Consider the following 19,814-nt stretch of genomic DNA (forward strand, 5'->3'; position numbering starts at 1 on the left):
GGTGCGGCGGGCGGTGGTGTGGCGGGCTCTGCGGTCGGCTTTGGGGGCTCTTTCTGCGGGGCGCTCACGGCAGGCGCCGCTGGTGCTCCCTCCGCGGTTTCCGACGACTCGGAACTCGTTGAAGGTTCCCAAAAGTAGCTGAGCGCGGCGGCCAGGAGTGCTGCCGTCGCGACGCTAGCCAGACCGATCACCACAGGCATCGTGATTGGACGGTCGCCTCTCATCCCGACAAGGAATTGCGCGACGCTGCGGGTTCGCGTTTCGCGATCGAACGACAGCGCGGCCCGCAATGCGCGCCATTGCAGGGAGGGCAGTTTCTTGGGACGTTGCGGCCGCAGGCCGGCATTGCGTGCCTGCGTCGCCGGCAGGCGTCCGAACGGATGCGTGCCGGTAAGCAATTCGTAGGAGATGCAGGCGAGGGCGTAAATGTCATCGCGCGGATCGGGTTCGCGGTGCTCGAGTATTTCCGGACTCGCATATGCCGGGGTCAGGCCGCCCAGGCTGCCCGCATCGAAAACCGTGGCTTCGGCTTCTTCCTCCGATCGGCGGAAGACACGCGCGATGCCGAAATCGATGATCTTGACCTGCCCGTTGTCAGTCAGAAAAACATTCGCCGGCTTGAAGTCGCAATGGACGAAGCCGCGCTCGTGCGCATAGGACAAGGCGTTGGCCATCCCCGTGATGATGGATAGCGCCTCCGGGTAGGGCATGCCGTGGAAATCCGGCGAATGCAGCAGGCGACTCAGGGACTTACCCGCCAGGTACTCCATGGTCAGGTACACCATCGATCCGTCGCGATCGAAGTCATACACCGTGACGATGTTCGGATGGGCGAGCGTCTGAGCCTTCTTGGCTTCGCGCTGCAAGGCGATCAGGGATTTCGGATGGCCACGGAACTGAACGTTCAGGACCTTGATCGCGATATACGGATTGCGGTCGGAGGCCTCGAGCTTGCGCAGGTCCAGTGCCTTGTACACCGTGCCCATGCCGCCGAAACCGATGCATTCCTGCAGCAGGAAGCGACCCTTGATCGTATCGCCGACGGCCTTGACCCGGTCCGGTTCGGCGTCCGCGGGGGAGGGCTGCGCTGCGGCACCCGCTGGCGGGAATTGCGCGTTGGGATTTATCAGCATGCGGGTTTGATCGGCAGCCGGGTTCTGCTCCGGTTCCGACAGGTGTTCGATACGTCGATGCACCTCCGCGTACACCTCGGGCGGCAGCGGAAACTTGGTGTTCTCTTCGCTAAGGACTTCCAGGAGCTGGGAGTAATCGGTTTTTTCCGTCGCGAGGACGCGGTCGATCTGCGCGAAGAACTCGTTGTTCGACAGGCCCCCGGCCTGAAAGGCGTGAATCGCGTGCGAAAGACTAGCCATCCGCTTCCCCTCACTTGGCCACGAGTCTTTCGGGCTCACGTTCTCGCCCGGTCGAACTGGCGAGGATGAACCGGGCAGTGGTGCGGGTTGATTGACGGGTGCGCATTAAGGTGCCTGGTCGGGCAAGGAAAGCGCCCATGCATCACCGTGCAGCAATTCCCCAATCGGAGCTTCCAACAAAAATATAGCCCATATCCATGAGTTTGGCCGGTGTACGGCGCGAGGCTGCAATCGTTTGCGCGCGCCGTGCGACACCGATGGGCATTGAGGTGTTGCGTGCTACCAGACAGTGCTGTCGAGATCTGTTTGGCGCAACCCACCAGTCAGCGCCGCCGCGCTGCGTCCGTGCGCGCGAAAATTTCCTTGCTATGTGAGAAAAATTAGTGTTTTCAATGGCTTGCAGTTGTGCAGAGGGTGCTGTTGCAGGCCTGGCATGGTCCCTGCAATAGGTCTGCTGAGCGCGCGAAAGTGCTCCAAGCAAGACCCCAAGCTGTAATCGACCCCTTAGGAGAACTGCCATGAAAACCCTGATGATCAATGACCTGCCGATGACCGAAGAACTGGGCCGCGAGGCGATGGCCGAAGTGCGCGGCGGCATGATGTACGGTGCCCTCGTCGCCCCCTACTACTGGGGCGGCCACGTCGATGCCTCGACGAAAAACTTCTCGTTCGATGCCGCGCAGCAGATCAATCAGGGCCAGAGCGTGGTGACCAACGTCGGCAACAACGTTGCCGTGCTGGGTGGCTTCGCCTCTCCGTCGGTGCCGGTGACGGCCACGCAGACTGCCAACATCAACAACGACGTGCATTTCTGAACATCCCTTGCGTGTGCGGAGGCTGACAGCCTCCGCGGCAACACCCCCGAGCTGCAATCGACCCCTTAGGAGAACGACCATGAAAACCCTGACCATCAATGACCTGCCGATGACCGAAGAACTGGCCCGCGAAGCGATGGCCGAAGTGCGCGGCGGCATTATGTACTTCGCTCCCTACCACTGGGGGGGCTACGACGCCTCGACCAAGAACTTCTCGTTCGATGCTGCCCAGCAGATCAACCAGGGCCAGAGCGTGGTGACCAACGTCGGCAACAACGTTGCCGTGCTGGGTGGCTTCGCCTCCCCGTCGGTGCCGGTGACGGCCACGCAGACTGCCAACATCAACAACGACGTGCATTTCTGATCATCCCTTGCGTGTGCGGAGGCTGACAGCCTCCGCAGCAACACCCCCGAGCTGCAATCGACCCCTTAGGAGAACGACCATGAAAACCCTGACGATCAATGACCTGCCGATGACCGAAGAACTGGCCCGCGAAGCGATGGCCGAAGTGCGCGGCGGCATGATGTACTTCGCTCCCTACCACTGGGGGGGCTACGACGCTTCCATCAAGAACGCCTCGTTCAACGCCCTGCAGCAGATCAACCAGGGCCAGAGCGTGGCGACCAACGTCGGCAATAACGTCGCCGTGCTGGGTGGTTTCGCCTCCCCGTCGGTGCCGGTCACCGCGACGCAGAACGCCAACATCAGCAACGACGTGCATTTCTGATGGCCCTCGCCTGCGCGGAGGCCCGCGGCCTCCGCTGCAGCGTCCGACTCCGCACGGACCAGCAGCGGCCGATGACGTCATTGTGCGAGTCGCGTCCCGGCCGGAACCGGTCCAGTTATGCAAGGTCGAATATCGATGGAATCGTGCGTCCGGCGCATGCGGGAGGAGGGGGAATGCAACACACAAGGATCGTTCCCGAGTCCGCCAGTCCAGTGATGGCTTATCTGGAGGTGACCGGCACGGGCACGGTGTTCCCCCTTCACGAGGAAGTGCTCATCGGCCGGGATCCCCAGGACTCGCTGGCGTCGGACCGCTTCCTGTGTATCCCCGAACACACTGTCAGTCGGCGCCACGCCCGCATCCGGCTGCGCAGCGGGGCCTACTTCGTCGAGGACCTCCACTCGTTCAATGGCACCTTCGTGCTGGGCCAGCGCCTGCAACCGGGCGCCTGGCACCCGCTTCACGATGGTGACGAGTTGTCCGTCGCGTCGGCGCTCATCGTGTTCCACTCCCTGCTCACGCCGGATCGCGAAAGCATCCCGACCGTGATCAAGCAAACGGTTGACGCGACGCAGTACGCCAAGGTGCTGGAGCTTCCGCCGGATGCGGCGCACGTCGACGTACAGCTCACCATCCGCAAGCTCCATGCGATGGCGCAGGTCGGCATCGCCGTGGGTGCGGTGACCAATAGCGCGACCTTGATCGAGAAGATCATGAACCTGATCTTCGAGTTGTTTCCGCTGGCCGAGCGCGCCTTCATCATGCTGACGAAAAACCGCGGCGAGGCGCCGGTGCCGGTGGCGGCGCGCCGGCGCGACGGCGCGATTGAGGATGCGGAGCAGTTGCGAATTTCTCGCACTATCGTTGATGAGGTGCTAAACAAAAAGCTGTCGATTCTTTCGGTCGATACCTTGGCGGATCGCTACTTCGGATCCCAGGAATCGATTGTTGACCAGGCCATCCGTAGCGTCATGTGTGTCCCGCTTCTGCTGGAAGGCGAGGTGTTGGGATTGATTCAGGTCGACACGTCTTCGGATCCCTATGCATTCAAGGGGCAGGACCTCGAAATGCTCACCGGTGTGTGTGCGGAAACGGCGGTCGCCCTGAAGAACTTCCAGTTGTATTCGGATATCGAGCGCCTGCTGGACGGATTCGTCCGCGCCTCGGTCCAGGCCATCGAGGAGCGTGATCCGGTGACCGCCGGGCACTCCTTCCGCGTCGCGCATTACGCCGAAACCCTGGCCAAGGCGGTGGATCGTGCGGATGGCAACGAATTGCGCCACATCGCCTTCACCAAGGATCAAGTGCGCGAGATTCGCTATGCGGCACTCCTGCATGACTTCGGCAAGGTCGGTGTGCGTGAGCACGTTTTGCGCAAGGAGAAGAAACTTCACCACGCGGATATGCGCCTGCTCGAGCAACGCTTCAAGTACGCGTGCGCCTGCCTGGAGCGAGAGGCGTATCGGCAACTGGCCGAGCGGCAGTGCGAGCGCGAGTTGGGCATCACGGCATTTCGCGAGGAGAAGCGGCGGATCGAACAGGACTTGCACGAGGAATTCGCGCGCCTGGACGAATTTCTCTCGGCCATCCGTCGTGCCAACGAACCCGCGATCTCGTACACCGAAGCGCCGCGCGAGCTGGACGCAATTCTCGACTATACCTACAGGGAGCGGGACGGCGCCTGCGTGCCCCTGCTGGAGCAGCATGAGCACCTGGCGCTCGGCGTATCGAAAGGCTGCCTGACCGCCGACGAGCGCCTGCAGATTGAATCGCACGTGGCCGATTCCTATTCGTTCCTGATCCTGATTCCGTGGACGCATGACCTGGCCGGTGTTCCGGCGATCGCCCACGGTCACCACGAGAAGCTGGATGGCTCGGGCTATCCGATGGGACTGCGTGGCGGGCAGATCAGCATTCAGACCCGCATCCTGACGATCTGCGACATCTACGACGCGCTGACCGCAGGAGACCGTCCGTACAAGAAGGCCGTGCCGCTGGAACAGGCGCTGGAGCTGCTGGATGGGGAGTGTCGGGCGGGACACATCGATTCGCGGCTGTTCAAGGTGTTTGTCGAATCGAAGGTGTGGGCCACGACCTAGGTCGCGCGTCCGCGAAAACAGACGAGGCTTCGTTGTGAGCAGCGTGACATTTCGGGTGGCAGGAGGAAGCGTGATGAAACCGATGAGCTTGGGCGCACCATCTGTCGAGCCCGAGTCCCGTTCCGCATTCGTGCATGCGCTGCTGGTCGGCGTGTGGGTGCTGCTCGCGGGCGGCTGTGCCGATGTGCGCCTCACCGAATTCGAACGTCCCGAGACGCCCGGTAAGGCCGCGTGGTCGCGGCAAACGGTCTCGGCTGCGGAGACGATCGCGCCGGACTGGTGGCGGGAGTTTCGCGACCCGTATCTGGACGAGCTGATCAACAAGGCGATCGCGGGAAACTTCGACGTCAAGATCCTCGCCGCGCGCATCCAGGTCGCCAGCGCACAGATCGGCGAAGCGCGTGCCGGGGCGCTGCCGACGCTCGATCTCGGCGCAGGCGCGAGCGTCGAGAAGAGCACGGGTCAGAAATCCGTCACCCAGTACAACCTCGGCACCCAGCTCAACTGGGAAATCGACATCTGGGGCAAGGTCGAAAAGGGCGTTCAGGCACAGACCGCCGAGTATCGCGCATCCGAGGCCGACTGGCGGGCGGGATACCTGAAGCTCGTCTCCGACGTGTCGACGACTTATTTCCAGATCCTGCAGCTGGACGAGCAGATCGACCAGCAGCAACGTGCACTCGGCAAGAACAGGCAGATCCTCGTCACCTACGAGGCGATGTACAAGAATGGCTTGGTCCCCAACACCCAGGTATTGCGCCAGCGCGCGGAGATCAACCGGCTGAGCCACGATCTGCTTGAATTGCGCCGCTCGCGCGATCTGGCAGGCAACGCCCTTGCCACCTTGCTGGGTGTGCCGGCGGGCGAATTCACCGTGCCGGTGGGGCGCCTGCAGGATCGGGTCGAACTGCCGGCGGTGCCGGCCGGCATCCCTTCGGTGCTGCTCGCGCGCCGGCCCGACATCGTCGCCGCCGAGTTCCGCGTGCTGCAAGCCCACAACCTCGTCGGACAGGCCAAGCTGGCGCAGCTGCCGACGATCAGCCTGACCGCGCGCGGCGGCACCTCCAGCTTCGCCCTCGGCGATTTGCTGAAATCGTTCACCTTCGGCTTTCTGCCTAGCATCAACATCCCCTTGCTCGACCCGAGCGTCAAGGCCCGCGTGAAGACGAGCGAAGCCCAGATCAAGGTCGTCGAGCACGACTACCAGCGCACCGTCATCGGGGCCTTCGAGGAAGTGGAGAACGCGCTGGTGAATCTCGATGCGCACAAGCAGCAGAGAACGGAATTGCAGCAGCAGATCGACCAGTTGAAGATCGTTGCCGCACAGACCGAAGCCCAGTTGAAGGAGGGCGTGGTGTCCCAGCTGGAGGTTTTCGAGACGGAACGCTCGCTGCTGGCGGCACAACTTTCCCTGCTTGCCAATCACCAGCAGATCCTGTCCGACACCGTGGTCCTCTACAAGGCCCTCGGCGGCGGCTGGCCGACGATGGAGGTTGCGAATGCACGCAACTGAGATACTCGCATGAGGCGCTCAAGTGAGGCGCCAGAAATGACCTTGGTATCGAGACATGAGCGGGGACATGAGCGCTGACGAGGTTTTTTCCGCTGAGATTCAGGCCACGGCCGAACAGGAGTTCACGGTTCGCCTCAAGCCCAAATCCCATCCGGAACTGGGCGAAATCCTCATCGAGGAGAACCTGTTCCCGATCGGGCGCAACGAGCCGCCGTTCGGGTCGTATGACCGCGAAATCGTCGCTGAACTGTCGCGTCGGCACGCACGGATTTTCTGGGAGGGCGGCGCGCTTTACGTTGCGGATCTGGGCAGCAAGAACGGGACGACCGTCAATGGCGGCGCGGTGCACGACAAACCGTGCAGGCTGTACGACCGCGACGAACTTGGCTTGGGCGGCACGCTGACGTATCGCGTGCAGATCACGGCGCGCGCGGCGAAACCGCGGCGTGCCGGAACGCTGCTGAGCCTGACGCTGACGCCCGCGCGCGATGACCTCGGACTGCAGCCGATCGTGATTGCCCGCTTTCCGTTCCTGATCAGTAAAGCCGACGAGGTATTTGCGCGTTACAAGGAGGCGAGCCCGCACCAGGTGAATTATGTTTCGCGCCGACATGCGCATATTTTCCTGAAAGGTGGCGCGCCCTTCGTCGAGGATCTGGGCAGCACCAACGGGACATTTGTCGGCGGCGTGCGGCTCGACGAGCATGCCGTCGAACTGCGCGATGGCGACGTGCTCGGGTTTGCCGGCAGCCACTTTGTGTACACCGTCAGTCTGGAGCGGGAACTCGAAACCGAGCCCACGCTGACCAAGTTCAGCGCGCTGGCCGAGGGCGCGGTGGACGGCGGGGACAATGCGGACAGGACGACCTTCATTGCGGCGGCCGACTCCTTCCTCGACATCTTCTGTATTGACCCTGCGCCCGTGCAGGACGAGCTCAACAACGAGGCCGTGCAAGGCCGCGACGATCACCCGGGGCCGGCGAATCCGCGTGAACAGCGCCGGGCGGTGATCTTCCTGCGCGAACTGGGCAAGGCCTTTGCGGGCAGCGACGGCGGAGCGGCAAAACTCGCGATGCGCTGGGGAATCCCGGCCCTCGCGCTGCTCGTGGTGATCGCGGCGGGCGTGTATTTCGCGGGCTCGGGCGAACGCGAACTCAAGGGGCTGGTTGCCGACGGCGACTACGCGCGGGCGGTGACGGTGGCGGACGAATACCTGACGCGCGACCCAGATGATGCGACCGTGAAGGCTCTCGGTACCGAGGCGCTGCTCAAGGCGAGGCTCCCCGAGTGGCTGGGGAGCCTGAAAGCGGGTGGTTTCGATCGCGCGGCGGCGATTCTCGCCGACATGAAAACGCATGCCAGCCACAACGCGGACGCGCAGGCGCTGCTGGGAGAGCTCGAATGGATCGGCGCGCTCGAGCAGTTCATGCTCGCCCGCGGAGGCGCCGACGCGCCCATCCGCATCTACGCGGACGAGGACAAGATCAAGGCGCTGTTGCAGCGCTGGAACGCCGACGCCAAGGGACACCAGCGAGCGCTTGCGCAAATCGCGGCCCAGGTGCCGGAATTCAAGGAAATCCATGCCGAGGCACTGACCGACCTGCGCAAACTGGAAAGCGATGAGTCGGTGTATCTCGCCGCGGTCGAGCGGCTGAATGCAAGCATCGCGACGGAGCTGGGCAAGGACCAGCCCGAGACGCTGGATGCGGTGCTGAACGAGTATGCCGAGAAGTATCCGCGGCTCGCCGGTCTGGACCGCCTGCGCGAGGATCTGCGCCAATACCTCGCGCTGGACAGCGCTCTGCGCGCGCGCGCCCTGGGCCCACTCATTGCGGCGCTGGAGAAGACCCGCTTTGCGACGCCACCCTTTCAGGATCAGTTCGGCAAGCTCGGCGCAACGCGACTGCCGTCCCCGGAGGTCGTGAACCAGTATCGGGCAGCCTCGCGGGCCTGGCACGAAGGTAATGCGGAGCAGGCGCTCGCCGGTTTGCAGGGGATCGCGACCGGGCCGTGGGCGGACGTGGCGGCAAGCCAGCTCGAGCACAAGAAGGTCGTGCAGCAGCAGTTCAAGGAGCTGCAGCAGGCGCGTGGCGGCAAGGACTACGATGAGCGTCTGCTCGCGTTTTACGCGTCGCTCGATGCCGACGAAGACGTCTGGTTCGTCCGCGCCACCGAGACGGAGGTGCGCGCCTATCGCGACAAGGCGCTGGCACGCGCGCACGAACTGGTGAACCGGGCCCAGGCGCTGTGGCGCCAGTACCGGGACCGCGGCGGGATCGGCGGCGAACATCGGCTCGAGTCGGGCATCTCGGGAGCATTCCGCGCGCAGGCGCGTCTGCTCTCCGACGCACAGGCCGAGGTGCAACAAGGCATGCGGATCTACAAGCTGCTCAATGCGGACGTGGCCGCGCAATGGACCAAAGTCGAGGACGAGATCACCGCGGAAGCCGAGCTGCAACGACGGTCGCTGCAGGAACTGCACATGGTGCTGGAGCCCGGCTTGCTCAAGGCCAAGCTGGCGCTGATCGGAGGCCGGAGCGATGAAGAACGAAAGTAACCTGAGACCGCTGACCGAGGCCCTCGAGGATCACAGTGCCGAGGGCATCGACATCCTCACCGCGGAGCCCGGGCGCTTCAGCCAGGCACTCGTCATTGCGATGCTGGCCTTGGTGGTGGCTGCCTTGATCTGGTCCTTCGTCGGCCGCGCCGACGTGATCGTGACGGCGCACGGCGTCCTCGCGCCCGAGTCGGACGTCAGGCGCGTCTACGCCCCGATCGATGGCGAGCTGGCGGATATCTACATGGAGGCGGGGCAGCCGGTATCGAAGGGCGACGTGCTCGCGCGGCTCAACGCCCGCGGGGCGGTCGAGGCCGCGACCCATGCGCTCGAAGCGCAATTGAAACTCGAGGATGCCGAGCGTGAATGGAAGCAGTTCCCCGAGAAGAAGGCGCTGCTCGAGCGCAAGGCCGCCGCCTTGAAGCAGCAGATCGAGGCGGCGTTGCATGTGCATGAGAAGCGCGTGTCGGAAGGCACGAGCAAGCTGGCCGAGGGCCAGAAGGCGCAGTTGCAGCAGGCCCGCAGCGAGCTGGACAACACGCGCCGGGCGCGCGACGCGGCCAGATCGGAACTGGACAGGTTCCAGCGGCTGTTCGCGCTGCCGGGCGGCGGAGGCGTGTCGGAGTTGCAGGTCGAAGCAAAGAAGACCACCTATCTCGCGGCGGAAAATGCGTTTCGGGTGGCGCAGTCCAAACTCGGGGAACTCGACTTTCGCCTGAGCCAGGAAAGCGCACGGGCGAGCGCCGAGCTCGAGAGCAGTGACCAGGACCTGACGCGGTTTCGCATTCAGTACGACGCGGCCACCAAGGACGTGGCCAACGAAGAGGACAAGCTGCGGCTGCAGCTGCAGACCGCCCGGCTCGCGGCCAACGCCGCCGAACGGATCCGGTTTGAAAATATCGACAAGGACAACTTCCTGCTGATCCTCGCGCCGGTCTCGGGCGTCATCACGGACGTCAGCGCCACTCAGGCCGGAGACAAGATTCAGGCGAATACGCCGCTCGGCGGCATCGCGCCGAAGGACGCGCGCGCCGTGATCAAGCTGCAGATCGCCGAGCGCGACCGAGCCTTCCTGCGCGAGGGGCTTCCGGTCAAGCTGAAGTTCAGCGCGTTTCCGTATCAGCGCTACGGCCTCATCAACGGCACGCTCGAATTCATTTCGCCGGCGACGGCCCCCGCGGCGCAATCCAAGGAGCCGGTCTACGAGGGACACGTGACGCTCGAACGCGATAGCTATCTGGTCGAGGACACGAAGTACCCGGTGCGTTACGGGATGACGGCAACCGCGGAGATCGTCGTACGCGAGCGCCGCGTGATCGACCTCGCGCTGGATCCGTTCCGCCAGATCAGCGGCTGAGCCATCAGGCGCTTACACCAAGGAGCACATGTCATGACGGCGTTAGTGCGAATCGACGATGAAGCCATCGGCACCGAGGAATTCGTCCGGATCTTGAAGCTCACGGGACGCTTCGAGAGTCTCGTCGACGAAATCGTCCGCGACAAGGTCACCGTCCATGCGGCGAAGAAGCAGGGAATTCCGGTGCCGGCGGAAGAAATTCAGGAGCGCGCCGATCAGTTTCGCCGGGTCCTGGGCCTGCACCGGGCCGCCGACATGAATCACTACCTCGACGGGCTGGGGGTGAGTCTGGACGAGTTCGAGACCTTCATCGTCGACGGGCTGTACCAGGAGAAGATGATGCAGCGCGTCTGTAGCGACCGGGCGATGGAGGAATACTTCCAGCTCAACTCGCCGCGCTTCGACAGCATCGAGGTGAGCCATATCGTGCTCGAGACGGAGGGGCAGGCGAAGGAAATGATGTCCCTGCTGGGCGACGATCCAGACAGTTTCGCCGAGCTGGCGCGCGAACACTCGATCGCCGACACGCGCGAGCAGGGGGGCTTCATCGGCAAGGTGCTGCGTGGTTCGCTGAAGACCGAGGTCGAGGCCAAAGTCTTCAATGCTGCGGTCGGCGACCTGCTCGGGCCGTTCGCCGCGGGCGACCGGTCCTTCTTCGAGATCTTTCAGGTGAACGCGAAGAACCCGGCGCGGCTCGACGAGGACACCGCGGCCGAGGTGCGGCGCCTGTTGCGTGAAGCCTGGCTGGCCGCGCGGGCGCAGGAACACATCATCGAAATGCGTTAGCACCGCCAAAGGGTGACACACCATGGACGCGCCGCCGAAAGTGGAATCCCTCGCCGACTTCCTGTCGTCCGTCGAGCTGCTGTCGCCCTTCACGCGCGAGGAGATCGAGCGTCTGGCCGAGCAGTGCCAGTCGCGCTTCCTCGCCTTCGGCGAAGCGGTCTGTAATACCGGCGAGCCCGCCGAGGGCGTGTTCGTGATCCGCTCCGGCTCGGTGCGCGTCTTTGCCGACGAGCACGGCAAGGAAGTGAGCCTTGGCGTGCGCAAGACGGGCGAAGTCGTGGCCGAGATGGCGATGCTGCGCGACTACCGCCACGAACTCTCGGCGCGCGCCTCGGCCAAGACCGAGTTGCTGTTCATCCCCCGCAAGGCGGTCGAACCGATCATCGCGCGCAATCCCGCCGCACTGGCGTTCATCACCAGCTATGTCGCGATCGGGTCAGCGGGCGGCGTGGTGGCCCGCCTGTTCGATCTGCGCGGCAAGGTCGACAAGCGCGAGCTGGAGGAGCTCGTGCGCAGCGTCGGCGTCAAGCGCGTCGCCGCGGGCAAGGAGATCCTGAAGCAGGATGGGCGCGAAGACCGCCGGCTGTACGTGGTACGCCACGGCGAAGTGCGCCTGGTGCGCAGCGAGCAGGGCAGCGAGTATGTGATTGCGACGCTGCGCCAGGGCGAGATCTTCGGCGAGAAGGCCTGCCTGATGCGTCAGGAACAGATGGCCTCGGTGATCGCGACGGTCGACACCACGCTGCTGGTCGTGCCCGAGAAGTCCGTTCATCAGATTCTGGAGCGCAACCCCAAGCTGCGCGAAGTGCTCGAGGAGCGGATCCGTTTTGTCGAAAAGGAGCTGGAGCGCCAGAAAAAGCTCGCGCAGCGACGCAAGCTGCGGGTCACGCTCGATCTGCAGTCCAAGCCGGAGATGGGCGAGCGGGTGGTGCGGCGTTTCGCGCTGGTCGAACAGGCCGAAGAGATGGACTGCGGCGCGGCCTGTCTGGCGATGATCTGCCGCCACTACGACATCCCGATGACGCTCGGCAAACTGCGCGAACTGGCCAACGTCACGACGCAGGGCGCGACGCTGGAAAGCCTCGCGCGCGCGGGCGAATCGCTCGGTTTCACGACGCGCGGCGTGCAATGCACCTTCGATGCGCTGCTCGGTTTCGAGCTGCCCTTCATCGTGCATTGGGAGGGCTACCACTACGTCGTGGTGTACGGCGTCTCGAAGAAGCAGGTGTGGGTCGCGGACCCGGCGCTCGGCTTCCGCCAGATCGCCATCGAAGAGTTCGAGCGCGGCTGGAGCGGCACCTGCCTGCTGTTCACGCCCGGGCAGAATCAGGTGCAGATGGCGGCATCGCGCTCGCCGTGGGTGCGCTTCGTCGGCTATCTGCGACCCTACCGGAAGATCCTCGCCCACCTCGTCATGGCGACCTTCGTGATCCAGGTGCTGGGGGTGGTGCCGCCGCTGATCATCCAGAACATCCTCGACGGCGTGATCGTTCACGAGAACGTGAGCCTGCTGCACCTGTTGATTACCGGGCTGATCATCACGAGCGTCTCGACGCACATCATGTCGACCGTCCGCGCATTTCTCGCGAACTTCATGGTGCGCAACATGGACTTCATGATGATGTCGCAGTTCTTCAAGCACACGCTGTCGCTGCCATTCTCATTCTTTGCCAAACGCAAGACCGGCGATATTTTCGCGCGCTTCCAGGAAAACCAGACGATCCGGGCGTTCCTCACCGAATCGACCGTCACCACGGTGCTCAACCTGCTGATGGTATTCATCTACTTCACCATCCTGTTCCTCTACAACGTGCAGATGACCTTGCTGCTGATCGGTTTTGTCATCCCGATCATGGTGTTGACGGTGGTGGTGACGCCGAAGATCAAGAACTACGCGCGCGAGGTGTTCAGCACCTCCACGGACGCGAAGGCCTATCTGATGGAGGCCTTGGGCGGGGTGGAGACCATCAAGGGCATGGGCATCGAGCGTCCGGTGCGCCTGAAGTGGGAGAAGAAATACGCCAAGGCGCTCGCGGTGCAGTACCGGGCGCAGATGTTCAATGTCGGGGTCGGTTTTGTCAGTCAGTTGCTCAATGCGGCCACGACGATCGCCATCCTGTGGGTCGGCGCCAGTCAGGTACTGGCGCACCAGCTCACCATCGGCCAGCTGATGGCGTTCAACGCCCTGATGGGCAGCGTGCTGGCGCCCCTGATGGGACTGGTCGCGCTGTGGAGCCAGGTTAACGATGCGGGGGTCGCGATGGAGCGCCTCGGCGATGTGCTCGACATGGAGCCGGAACAGCGCCCCGAGGACGTCGCCTCGCGCGTCGTGCTGCCGGACCTGCAGGGCCAGATCAGTCTCGAAGGCGTGTATTTCCGCTACGACGGCAATGAAACGCCGTATGTGCTCGAGAACATCAGCTTCGACATCAAGCCGGGGGAACTGGTCGCCATTGTCGGTCGCAGCGGCTCGGGGAAAACGACGCTGGCGAAATTGCTCGTCGGCTTCTACCCGCCGACGGAGGGCCGGCTGATGGTGGACGGCTACGACATGAGCGTGATCGACAAGGAGTACTACCGCGCCCAGGTCGGCTACGTGATGCAGAGCAATCTGCTGTTCTCGGGGACCATCGCCGAGAACATCGCCAGCGGCGACGAGACGCCCGATCGCCGGCGCATCGAGGAAGTGGCGAAGATGGCCGACGCCCACGCCTTCATCCGCAAAATGCCGCTGGGCTACGAGCAGATCGTCGGCGAGCGCGGCGTGGGCCTCTCCGGCGGCCAGATCCAGCGCCTGTGCATCGCGCGTGCGCTGTACCACGACCCGCGCCTGCTGGTGTTCGACGAGGCGACCTCGGCGCTGGACACCCAGTCGGAGAGCAACATCATCGGCAACATGCACGACATCCTCGCGGGGCGCACCGCCGTCATCATCGCGCACCGGCTCTCCACGATCATGCGCGCCGACAAGATCCTGGTGCTCTACGAGGGAGCGATCGTCGAGCAGGGGCGCCACGAGGAACTCGTCGAGAGGCGCGGCATGTATTACCAACTGGTGCAGAAACAGCTGGCGGCGGCATGAAGATCCTTCCCCCGGCCGCACGTGGCAGTTCGGCGATCTCGTACGCGGGACTGCTCGAGAAGATCGAGATCCTGCGTTCGACGCTGCGCTGGGCATCGACGCTCGCGCGGCCCGAGATCGAGAAGCTGCTGCGGCAGGCGAACGCGTTGCGCGACGAGGCATTGCAACTGTCGCACAAGGAGCGCTTCGTCCAGGCGGCCGCGGCGGAAGCGGCACCGGTGGATCTGGCGCCCGGTGCGCGGCGCCGCGCGCTGCTCGACCGCAGCTTCGTGTTCGAGGGCGCGTTCGGCGACAATCCGCAACTGCTGGAAGCGCTGGAGATTGCGGAGAAGGCGGCGCCGACGGACCTGCCGGTCCTCATCGACGGCGAAAGCGGGACCGGCAAGGAGCTGATGGCCAAAGTCATCCACGCCAACGGCTCGCGACCCGACAAGCCCTACATCTCGGTCAACTGCGGGGCGATTCCGGAAAACCTGCTGGAGTCCGAACTGTTCGGCCACAGGAAGGGCGCGTTTACCGGCGCCGTCAGCGACCGCAAGGGCAAGTTCGAAAGTGCGCACACCGGGACCATCTTCCTCGACGAGATCGGCGAACTGCCGTTGTCGGGCCAGGTGAAGTTGCTCCGGGTGCTCGAATCGCATGAGATCCAGCGCGTCGGCTCGGATGAGCCGATCGCGGTGGACACCCGCATCGTCGCGGCGACCAACCGCAACCTGCGCCGCCTGAGTGTGGACGGGACGTTTCGGGAGGATCTCTTCTACCGGCTCAGCGTCATTCACCTGACCCTGCCGCCGTTGCGCGAGCGCCGGGACGAGATCCCCTTGCTGTTCGCCTTCTTTGGCGACGAGGCTGCCGAAACGCTCAAGCGACGCCCGATCAAGATGGCGCCGCGTCTGCGCGAATTCCTGTTGCGCTACGCCTATCCCGGCAACATTCGCGAGCTGCGCAACCTGATCTACCGCATCTCCTGCCTTGCCGGCGACACGGCTGATCTGGAGCATCTGCCGCCCGATATTCGGCCCGCATCGGGAGTGCCCGCGGTGGTGAACCCTGCCTCGGCCGTGGAGACCGCCGCGTCAGCCTCGCTCGGCGACGCAAAACGCGCCGCAAGCGACGAGGCCGAGAAAATGTTTCTCGAGCGGGGGCTGGAGGAAGTGGGCGGAACGGTGGCCGAGCTTGCCCGTCGCTGCGATATGAACCGCTCCCATCTGCAGACGCTGCTCAAGAAGCACGGCATCCGGTCGAAGGACTTTCGCAAGCAGAATTCGTCGCGCAGCGAGGATCAACGCTGAGCGACAGCGGGAACGGTGCGATCGCGTCACAGCGCCGGATTCAGCAAGGTCATGTCGGAGCAGTCGGGATCTTCGGCGCGGACCACGACCGCGGTGATGTTGTCGCGCCCGCCGCCTTTGAGCGCGAGATCGATCAGCACATCCGCGGCCTGTCGGCAGTCGCCTGGCGCGAGCGCGCCGGCGATGTCGTCCTCGCTCACGTGCTTGGTCAATCCGTCGCTGCACAGCAGGAAGATGTCCCCATCGCCGACCAGGATGGCGCCCTGATCGAGTTCGAGCGTGTCGAGACCGCCGACTGCGCGGGTGATCAGATTGTGGCCCGGTGGAAGCGCCTCCTGGCTGGTCGGATAGCCGCGTGCCCTGAGTTCCTCGAGCGGGCTGTGGTCGCGACTGAGCAGTTTGAGCCTGCCGTTGCGGTAGAGGTACACCCGGCTGTCGCCAGCCCACAGGTATGCACAGGAACGCTCGCAGGCGAGCAGGACCACGACCGTACTGCCGATGAGCGAGACTTCGCGGATGGCCGCCTCCGCTCGAAGTTGCCGGTTCACGGTCTGCAAGCGGTCGCGCGCCTCGGTGACGAAGTTCGCCAGGCCCGTGCACGGCGCCAGCCCATCCAGTGCCGCGACGACCATGCCGCTCGCAAGATCGCCGGCGTCGTGCCCGCCCATGCCGTCCGCCACCGCCCACAGCGCGCGCTCGGGTCTGTCCAGGAAGGCGTCCTCGTTGACCTTGCGCACCAGTCCGACATGGCAGCGCGCGGCCGAGGTCCAGTGGATCTGATTTGCGCAGGTCACGGTGGTGTCGCCAGTCGGGACCGGTCGGTTGCCGTCGGTGCGGCGCCCTTGCTCCGCACCCGGGGCGCCGCCCGGTTACTGTTGCTTCAGCGCACCGCCGTTCGCGCCCACCCCGACGCTGACCGTCGAGTTGGCGGCGGAATTCGAGACGTCGATGATCTGGAACTGATTGACCATCTGATCGGCATAGAACGTATTGTTGACCTGATAGAAGTTGACCGTCGGGCCGAAGCTGGGTTGGGCCGCCACAAAGGGACGGATCCAGCCGAAGACCCACGGGGCGCCTGCACCCTTGATGGACGCGAGGGCCTTGTTGTCCAGAACGCGATTCATGCAGAGGTCGTGGATGGCGATCGCGGGCATGATGTATCTCCCCTGATTCAGTAGCGGAACGGTGCGGGTTGGCAGGAAAACGTTTTCTGCGTGCGCCGCCGTCATGTCAGTGCGGAGGACATGGGGGCGGTTTCGGCGCAACGCGCAATGCTTATCTGAACAGCGTGCTCTTCACCGGGCGCCGACTTGCCGCTTGCGGCCCGGTGCGCGGCTGGTCGACGCTGCGGTCGCCGCGCGCCAGCGCGCGCACCGCTGCCGCCGGACGTCCGCGCAAACGCGCGCCGCCGGTTATCGCCAGCATCGCCTGGCGATCGAGATCCATGTTTTCCGGCAAGTCCTTGATAACGATGGTGGCCATGGTTTGATCCTCACGATGCAATGATGGGGCGACGATTACCCTTGAATCAGTATAGGTCACGCTGGATGCGTGCCCCGGACGGTGTTGTCGCCATGACAAGGGAGGCCGCGGGCCTCCGTTGCCCTAGATTGTGATCGCCGCGGTCGCCGACTGAATCGGATTCAAGTCCAGTTGGAAGCCAAAGTCGGCCCCGATCACGCCCACATTGTTGAGGGTATTGACCTGGATGCTTTGAAATTGCGCGACCGTCTGGTTGATGCCGACGTTGACGTTGACGTTTGCGAAGGGAAGGTGTGCGACGGGGCCTAGTGCGCCTCCACGAACGGCCGCCATGGCACCGTTGTCGAGTTCCTTGCTCAGGGCCAGATCGCGAATCATGATCGACGACATGGTAGTGCTCCTCAATTTGGTTTGAATCGGTGGAGGCCGGAAGGCCTCCACCAGATTTGCTTACGCTCAGAAGTGGACGTGATTGTTGATATCGGCGTTCTGCGTGGCAGTGACCGGCACCGACGGGGAGGCGAAACCACCCAGCACGGCGACGTTGTTGCCGACGTTGGTCGCCACGCTCTGCCCCTGGTTGATCTGCTGCGCGGCTTCGAACGAGTAGTTCTTGGTGGAGAAGTCGTAGCCACCCCAGTGGTAGGGGGCGAAGTACATCATGCCGCCGCGCACTTCGGCCATCGCTTCGCGGGCCAGTTCTTCGGTCATCGGCAGGTCATTGATCGTCAGGGTTTTCATGGTCGTTCTCCTAAGGGGGTCGATTACAGCTTGGGTGGTATTTGCTTCGAGCACTTTCGCGGGGCTCGACAGACCTATTGCAGAGACCGTGCCAGGACCCCGGCGTTGTCCCATGCTTGATTGCAAGTTGTTGAAAATATGAAGTGTTTACACGAAATGCGCGAGATTGCGCGCCCGCGAACGCGGCGCGGTGGCGTCATTGGGTGGGTGCTGGCCAACACATTTCCGCACCGCTGTACGGACGATCGCAACACCCGGATGCGAACGGAGCGCGCACCGATTCCGCGTCATCGTCAACAGCCTAGCTTGCGGGCTTTCTCTTGCGGCTGCGACTGGCGGTTGTGCCTTTCGGTGCCGGCTGGTCCGGTGTCTCGGGTGGCAGGCCCGGGCAGTCCTGCTGGCTCAGGCTGCGGGCGAGTCCGCCGAGCAGCTTCGCACGCATCGCGTCGTCGGTTTGTCCGCGCAGGGCGACGAAGCGCGCAAGCAGGCAGATCTGTTTCACCACCGAGTCGAATTTCCTGCCGCTGCGCGGGATCTGCGCAATCGCGTCGTCGTAGATACGCGTGAGTTCCGGGCCGTCCTCGGCGGCGAGACCGGCAAACAGGCGTGCGGTCAGTTCGGCGTCGGCGGGTTTGACGGCGTTGAAGAAGTCGCCACTTTGCGCAAACAGGCGGCGCGCGGCCTGCGCACAGGCCGCAGCCTGCCGGCCTTCCTGTTCGCGCGAGGCGGTATCGTCGGCACGCAGCAGCAGCCAGTCGAGCTGCAGGCGGTTGATCATCAGGTAGGGGTCGAAGCCGGGGTCATCGGGCTTGCCTTCGCCGCTGGCGTAGGCGTCGCGGGCCTGGTGCAACACCGCGCGGACCTTCGCCCAGTTGGTGCTGGTCGCGGCGATGACGGCCGCCTTGCGCTTGAGGGCGCTGCCCAGGACGGCGTGGCGTTCCATGTTCGGGCTGACGGCAGCCGTCGCGTCGGGGCGCAACGGCGTCGACAGTGCGATGAGCCCCTGCAGGCGTGCGATGGCGGCGTCGATCAGGGCGACATCGCCCTTGGCTTCGCCGGCGCGGGCTTCGAGGTTGGCGAGTTGTTCGATGATGCGTACCGGCACGCGGCCGGCGTTGTCCTGCCCTCCGAGCGCGCGGCAGTAGGCGGTGCAGGCGCGGTCGAAACCGTCGCCGCCGAGTTCGCCATATGCCGCGCCGATGGCGGCCTGGACGTCGGGCAGGTCCTGCCAGGCGGGCGGCAAATGCGCGAGAATCGCCGCGATGTTGCGCTCGACGGCGGCGATCGTGCGGTGCTCGTGACTGAGATCGACGCGCATGCGGGTGAGCACGTCGGCGAGTTCGACCGGTGAAACGAGTCCGGTGGGAATCCAGTCCGCGGATTCGTCGGCCGGCGGGTCGAGCATGTACTGCGGGTCGCCGTAGGCCTGGTAGGCACCCCAGGTGTTGTATTGCGGGAACTGTTCCCAGGCCGCCTTGCGGGCGGTGAACACGGCCTGGCCGAAGGGCTGGCTTTGCCGCACGAAGGTTTCGAAGAAGGTGCTGGCAAACAGCTTGGCGGCGTCGTCATTGACTTGCCAGCCCGCGGCCACGACGCAGCGCACGCCGATTTCGATGAGTTCGCGCGCGAGGCTGTAAGCCAGCCGGTTGGCGGCGTCCGGTGCGGTGCTCATGGCGCCGAGATGGCAGCAGTTGAGGAACACCAGTTCCGGCGGCACTTCCAGCTGGCCGACCTCCGCGGCGGTGAGCAGCATGCCGTCGGAGAGCACGACACCGGTGCGCTGCGTGCCGTCGCGCGCAGTGGCCTCGAAGACCCCGTGGGCGGCGATCACGAGCACTTTGCAGGGCTGGCGGAAGAGGCGTGCGAACACGTCCAGCGCTTCCAGTCCGTCGCCATGGGAGACGTCGTAGCCGCATTCGCCGAGCAGGTCGCGGATCGCCGCGCCTTCCGCTGCCGCGCCGGGCAGGTCTGCGAGGTGGTCATCCT

17 protein-coding genes are annotated in these 19,814 nt (G+C 64.3%); 10 read left to right on the forward strand and 7 right to left on the reverse strand.

Translation table 11 applies throughout. The annotated features are described in order from the left end of the window. On the reverse strand, nt 1-1,373 hold a 1,373-nt coding region (locus GPA25_RS22155), incomplete at its 3' end, for a serine/threonine-protein kinase (protein WP_169262581.1). Nucleotides 1,374-1,891: 518 nt separating this feature from the next. Between GPA25_RS22155 and GPA25_RS22160 the strand changes: the two genes are divergently transcribed. From GPA25_RS22160 to GPA25_RS22205, 10 genes are all read left to right on the forward strand, one after another. After that, the gene (locus tag GPA25_RS22160; protein WP_169262582.1) at nt 1,892-2,188 is read left to right on the forward strand and encodes a hypothetical protein; all 297 of its coding nucleotides are present in this window, start codon (nt 1,892-1,894) and stop codon (nt 2,186-2,188) included. Between the two features lie 79 nt (nt 2,189-2,267). After that, complete coding sequence (locus tag GPA25_RS22165) at nt 2,268-2,552, forward strand: hypothetical protein (RefSeq protein WP_169262583.1); 285 nt, start codon at nt 2,268-2,270, stop codon at nt 2,550-2,552. A gap of 79 nt (nt 2,553-2,631) precedes the next feature. Continuing rightward, nucleotides 2,632-2,916 (forward strand): hypothetical protein, encoded by a 285-nt coding sequence (locus tag GPA25_RS22170; RefSeq protein WP_169262584.1) that lies wholly within the window; start codon nt 2,632-2,634, stop codon nt 2,914-2,916. Nucleotides 2,917-3,089: 173 nt separating this feature from the next. Beyond that, nucleotides 3,090-5,015 carry an HD domain-containing phosphohydrolase gene (locus tag GPA25_RS22175; RefSeq protein ID WP_169262585.1) on the forward strand — a complete coding sequence of 642 codons (1,926 nt, stop codon included), beginning with the start codon at nt 3,090-3,092 and terminating at the stop codon, nt 5,013-5,015. Between the two features lie 73 nt (nt 5,016-5,088). Then, nucleotides 5,089-6,528, forward strand: a complete 1,440-nt coding sequence (locus tag GPA25_RS22180) for an efflux transporter outer membrane subunit (RefSeq protein ID WP_246266053.1) — start codon at nt 5,089-5,091, stop codon at nt 6,526-6,528. Nucleotides 6,529-6,595: 67 nt separating this feature from the next. Continuing rightward, nucleotides 6,596-9,085: an FHA domain-containing protein gene (locus GPA25_RS22185; RefSeq protein WP_169262586.1), complete on the forward strand. Its 2,490-nt coding sequence runs from the start codon at nt 6,596-6,598 to the stop codon at nt 9,083-9,085. 100 nt (nt 9,086-9,185) lie between these two features. Next, a complete protein-coding gene (locus tag GPA25_RS22190; protein WP_246266055.1) occupies nt 9,186-10,442 on the forward strand; it encodes a beta-barrel domain-containing protein in 1,257 nt (418 codons plus the stop codon). A 33-nt stretch (nt 10,443-10,475) separates the two neighbouring features. Further along, nucleotides 10,476-11,228: a peptidylprolyl isomerase gene (locus GPA25_RS22195; RefSeq protein ID WP_169262588.1), complete on the forward strand. Its 753-nt coding sequence runs from the start codon at nt 10,476-10,478 to the stop codon at nt 11,226-11,228. 22 nt (nt 11,229-11,250) lie between these two features. Further along, nucleotides 11,251-14,310, forward strand: coding sequence for a peptidase domain-containing ABC transporter (locus GPA25_RS22200; protein WP_169262589.1), 3,060 nt, complete (start codon nt 11,251-11,253; stop codon nt 14,308-14,310). Then, on the forward strand, nt 14,307-15,602 hold the full coding sequence (locus GPA25_RS22205) for a sigma-54 interaction domain-containing protein (protein WP_169262590.1): 1,296 nt from the start codon (nt 14,307-14,309) through the stop codon (nt 15,600-15,602). The genes GPA25_RS22200 and GPA25_RS22205 overlap by 4 nt, the downstream gene beginning before the upstream one ends. 26 nt (nt 15,603-15,628) lie before the next feature. Here GPA25_RS22205 and GPA25_RS22210 read toward each other — a convergent pair whose 3' ends face one another. The 6 genes from GPA25_RS22210 to GPA25_RS22235 form a co-directional block, all read right to left on the reverse strand. Next, a complete protein-coding gene (locus GPA25_RS22210; protein ID WP_169262591.1) occupies nt 15,629-16,396 on the reverse strand; it encodes a protein phosphatase 2C domain-containing protein in 768 nt (255 codons plus the stop codon). A 75-nt stretch (nt 16,397-16,471) separates the two neighbouring features. After that, nucleotides 16,472-16,759, reverse strand: coding sequence for a hypothetical protein (locus GPA25_RS22215; RefSeq protein ID WP_169262592.1), 288 nt, complete (start codon nt 16,757-16,759; stop codon nt 16,472-16,474). Nucleotides 16,760-16,880: 121 nt separating this feature from the next. Next, nucleotides 16,881-17,087: a hypothetical protein gene (locus tag GPA25_RS22220; protein WP_169262580.1), complete on the reverse strand. Its 207-nt coding sequence runs from the start codon at nt 17,085-17,087 to the stop codon at nt 16,881-16,883. A gap of 123 nt (nt 17,088-17,210) precedes the next feature. After that, on the reverse strand, nt 17,211-17,477 hold the full coding sequence (locus GPA25_RS22225) for a hypothetical protein (protein WP_169262593.1): 267 nt from the start codon (nt 17,475-17,477) through the stop codon (nt 17,211-17,213). 66 nt (nt 17,478-17,543) lie between these two features. After that, complete coding sequence (locus tag GPA25_RS22230; protein ID WP_169262594.1) at nt 17,544-17,828, reverse strand: hypothetical protein; 285 nt, start codon at nt 17,826-17,828, stop codon at nt 17,544-17,546. A gap of 301 nt (nt 17,829-18,129) precedes the next feature. After that, the coding region (locus GPA25_RS22235) for a CHAT domain-containing protein (protein WP_169262595.1) at nt 18,130-19,814 on the reverse strand (1,685 nt) is incomplete at its 5' end.

Origin of the sequence: Aromatoleum diolicum (assembly GCF_012910955.1) — a bacterium.
In the GTDB taxonomy this organism is placed as follows: domain Bacteria; phylum Pseudomonadota; class Gammaproteobacteria; order Burkholderiales; family Rhodocyclaceae; genus Aromatoleum; species Aromatoleum diolicum.

Bases quoted from the DNA above. Each gene is read 5' to 3' on its own strand.
- GPA25_RS22160 (WP_169262582.1), top strand. From the start codon at position 1,892: ATGAAAACCCTGATGATCAATGACCTGCCGATGACCGAAGAACTGGGC.
- GPA25_RS22165 (WP_169262583.1), top strand. From the start codon at position 2,268: ATGAAAACCCTGACCATCAATGACCTGCCGATGACCGAAGAACTGGCC.
- GPA25_RS22170 (WP_169262584.1), top strand. From the start codon at position 2,632: ATGAAAACCCTGACGATCAATGACCTGCCGATGACCGAAGAACTGGCC.
- GPA25_RS22175 (WP_169262585.1), top strand. From the start codon at position 3,090: ATGCAACACACAAGGATCGTTCCCGAGTCCGCCAGTCCAGTGATGGCT.
- GPA25_RS22180 (WP_246266053.1), top strand. From the start codon at position 5,089: ATGAAACCGATGAGCTTGGGCGCACCATCTGTCGAGCCCGAGTCCCGT.
- GPA25_RS22185 (WP_169262586.1), top strand. From the start codon at position 6,596: ATGAGCGCTGACGAGGTTTTTTCCGCTGAGATTCAGGCCACGGCCGAA.
- GPA25_RS22190 (WP_246266055.1), top strand. From the start codon at position 9,186: ATGCTGGCCTTGGTGGTGGCTGCCTTGATCTGGTCCTTCGTCGGCCGC.
- GPA25_RS22195 (WP_169262588.1), top strand. From the start codon at position 10,476: ATGACGGCGTTAGTGCGAATCGACGATGAAGCCATCGGCACCGAGGAA.
- GPA25_RS22200 (WP_169262589.1), top strand. From the start codon at position 11,251: ATGGACGCGCCGCCGAAAGTGGAATCCCTCGCCGACTTCCTGTCGTCC.
- GPA25_RS22205 (WP_169262590.1), top strand. From the start codon at position 14,307: ATGAAGATCCTTCCCCCGGCCGCACGTGGCAGTTCGGCGATCTCGTAC.
- GPA25_RS22215 (WP_169262592.1), bottom strand. From the start codon at position 16,759: ATGCCCGCGATCGCCATCCACGACCTCTGCATGAATCGCGTTCTGGAC.
- GPA25_RS22220 (WP_169262580.1), bottom strand. From the start codon at position 17,087: ATGGCCACCATCGTTATCAAGGACTTGCCGGAAAACATGGATCTCGAT.
- GPA25_RS22225 (WP_169262593.1), bottom strand. From the start codon at position 17,477: ATGTCGTCGATCATGATTCGCGATCTGGCCCTGAGCAAGGAACTCGAC.
- GPA25_RS22230 (WP_169262594.1), bottom strand. From the start codon at position 17,828: ATGAAAACCCTGACGATCAATGACCTGCCGATGACCGAAGAACTGGCC.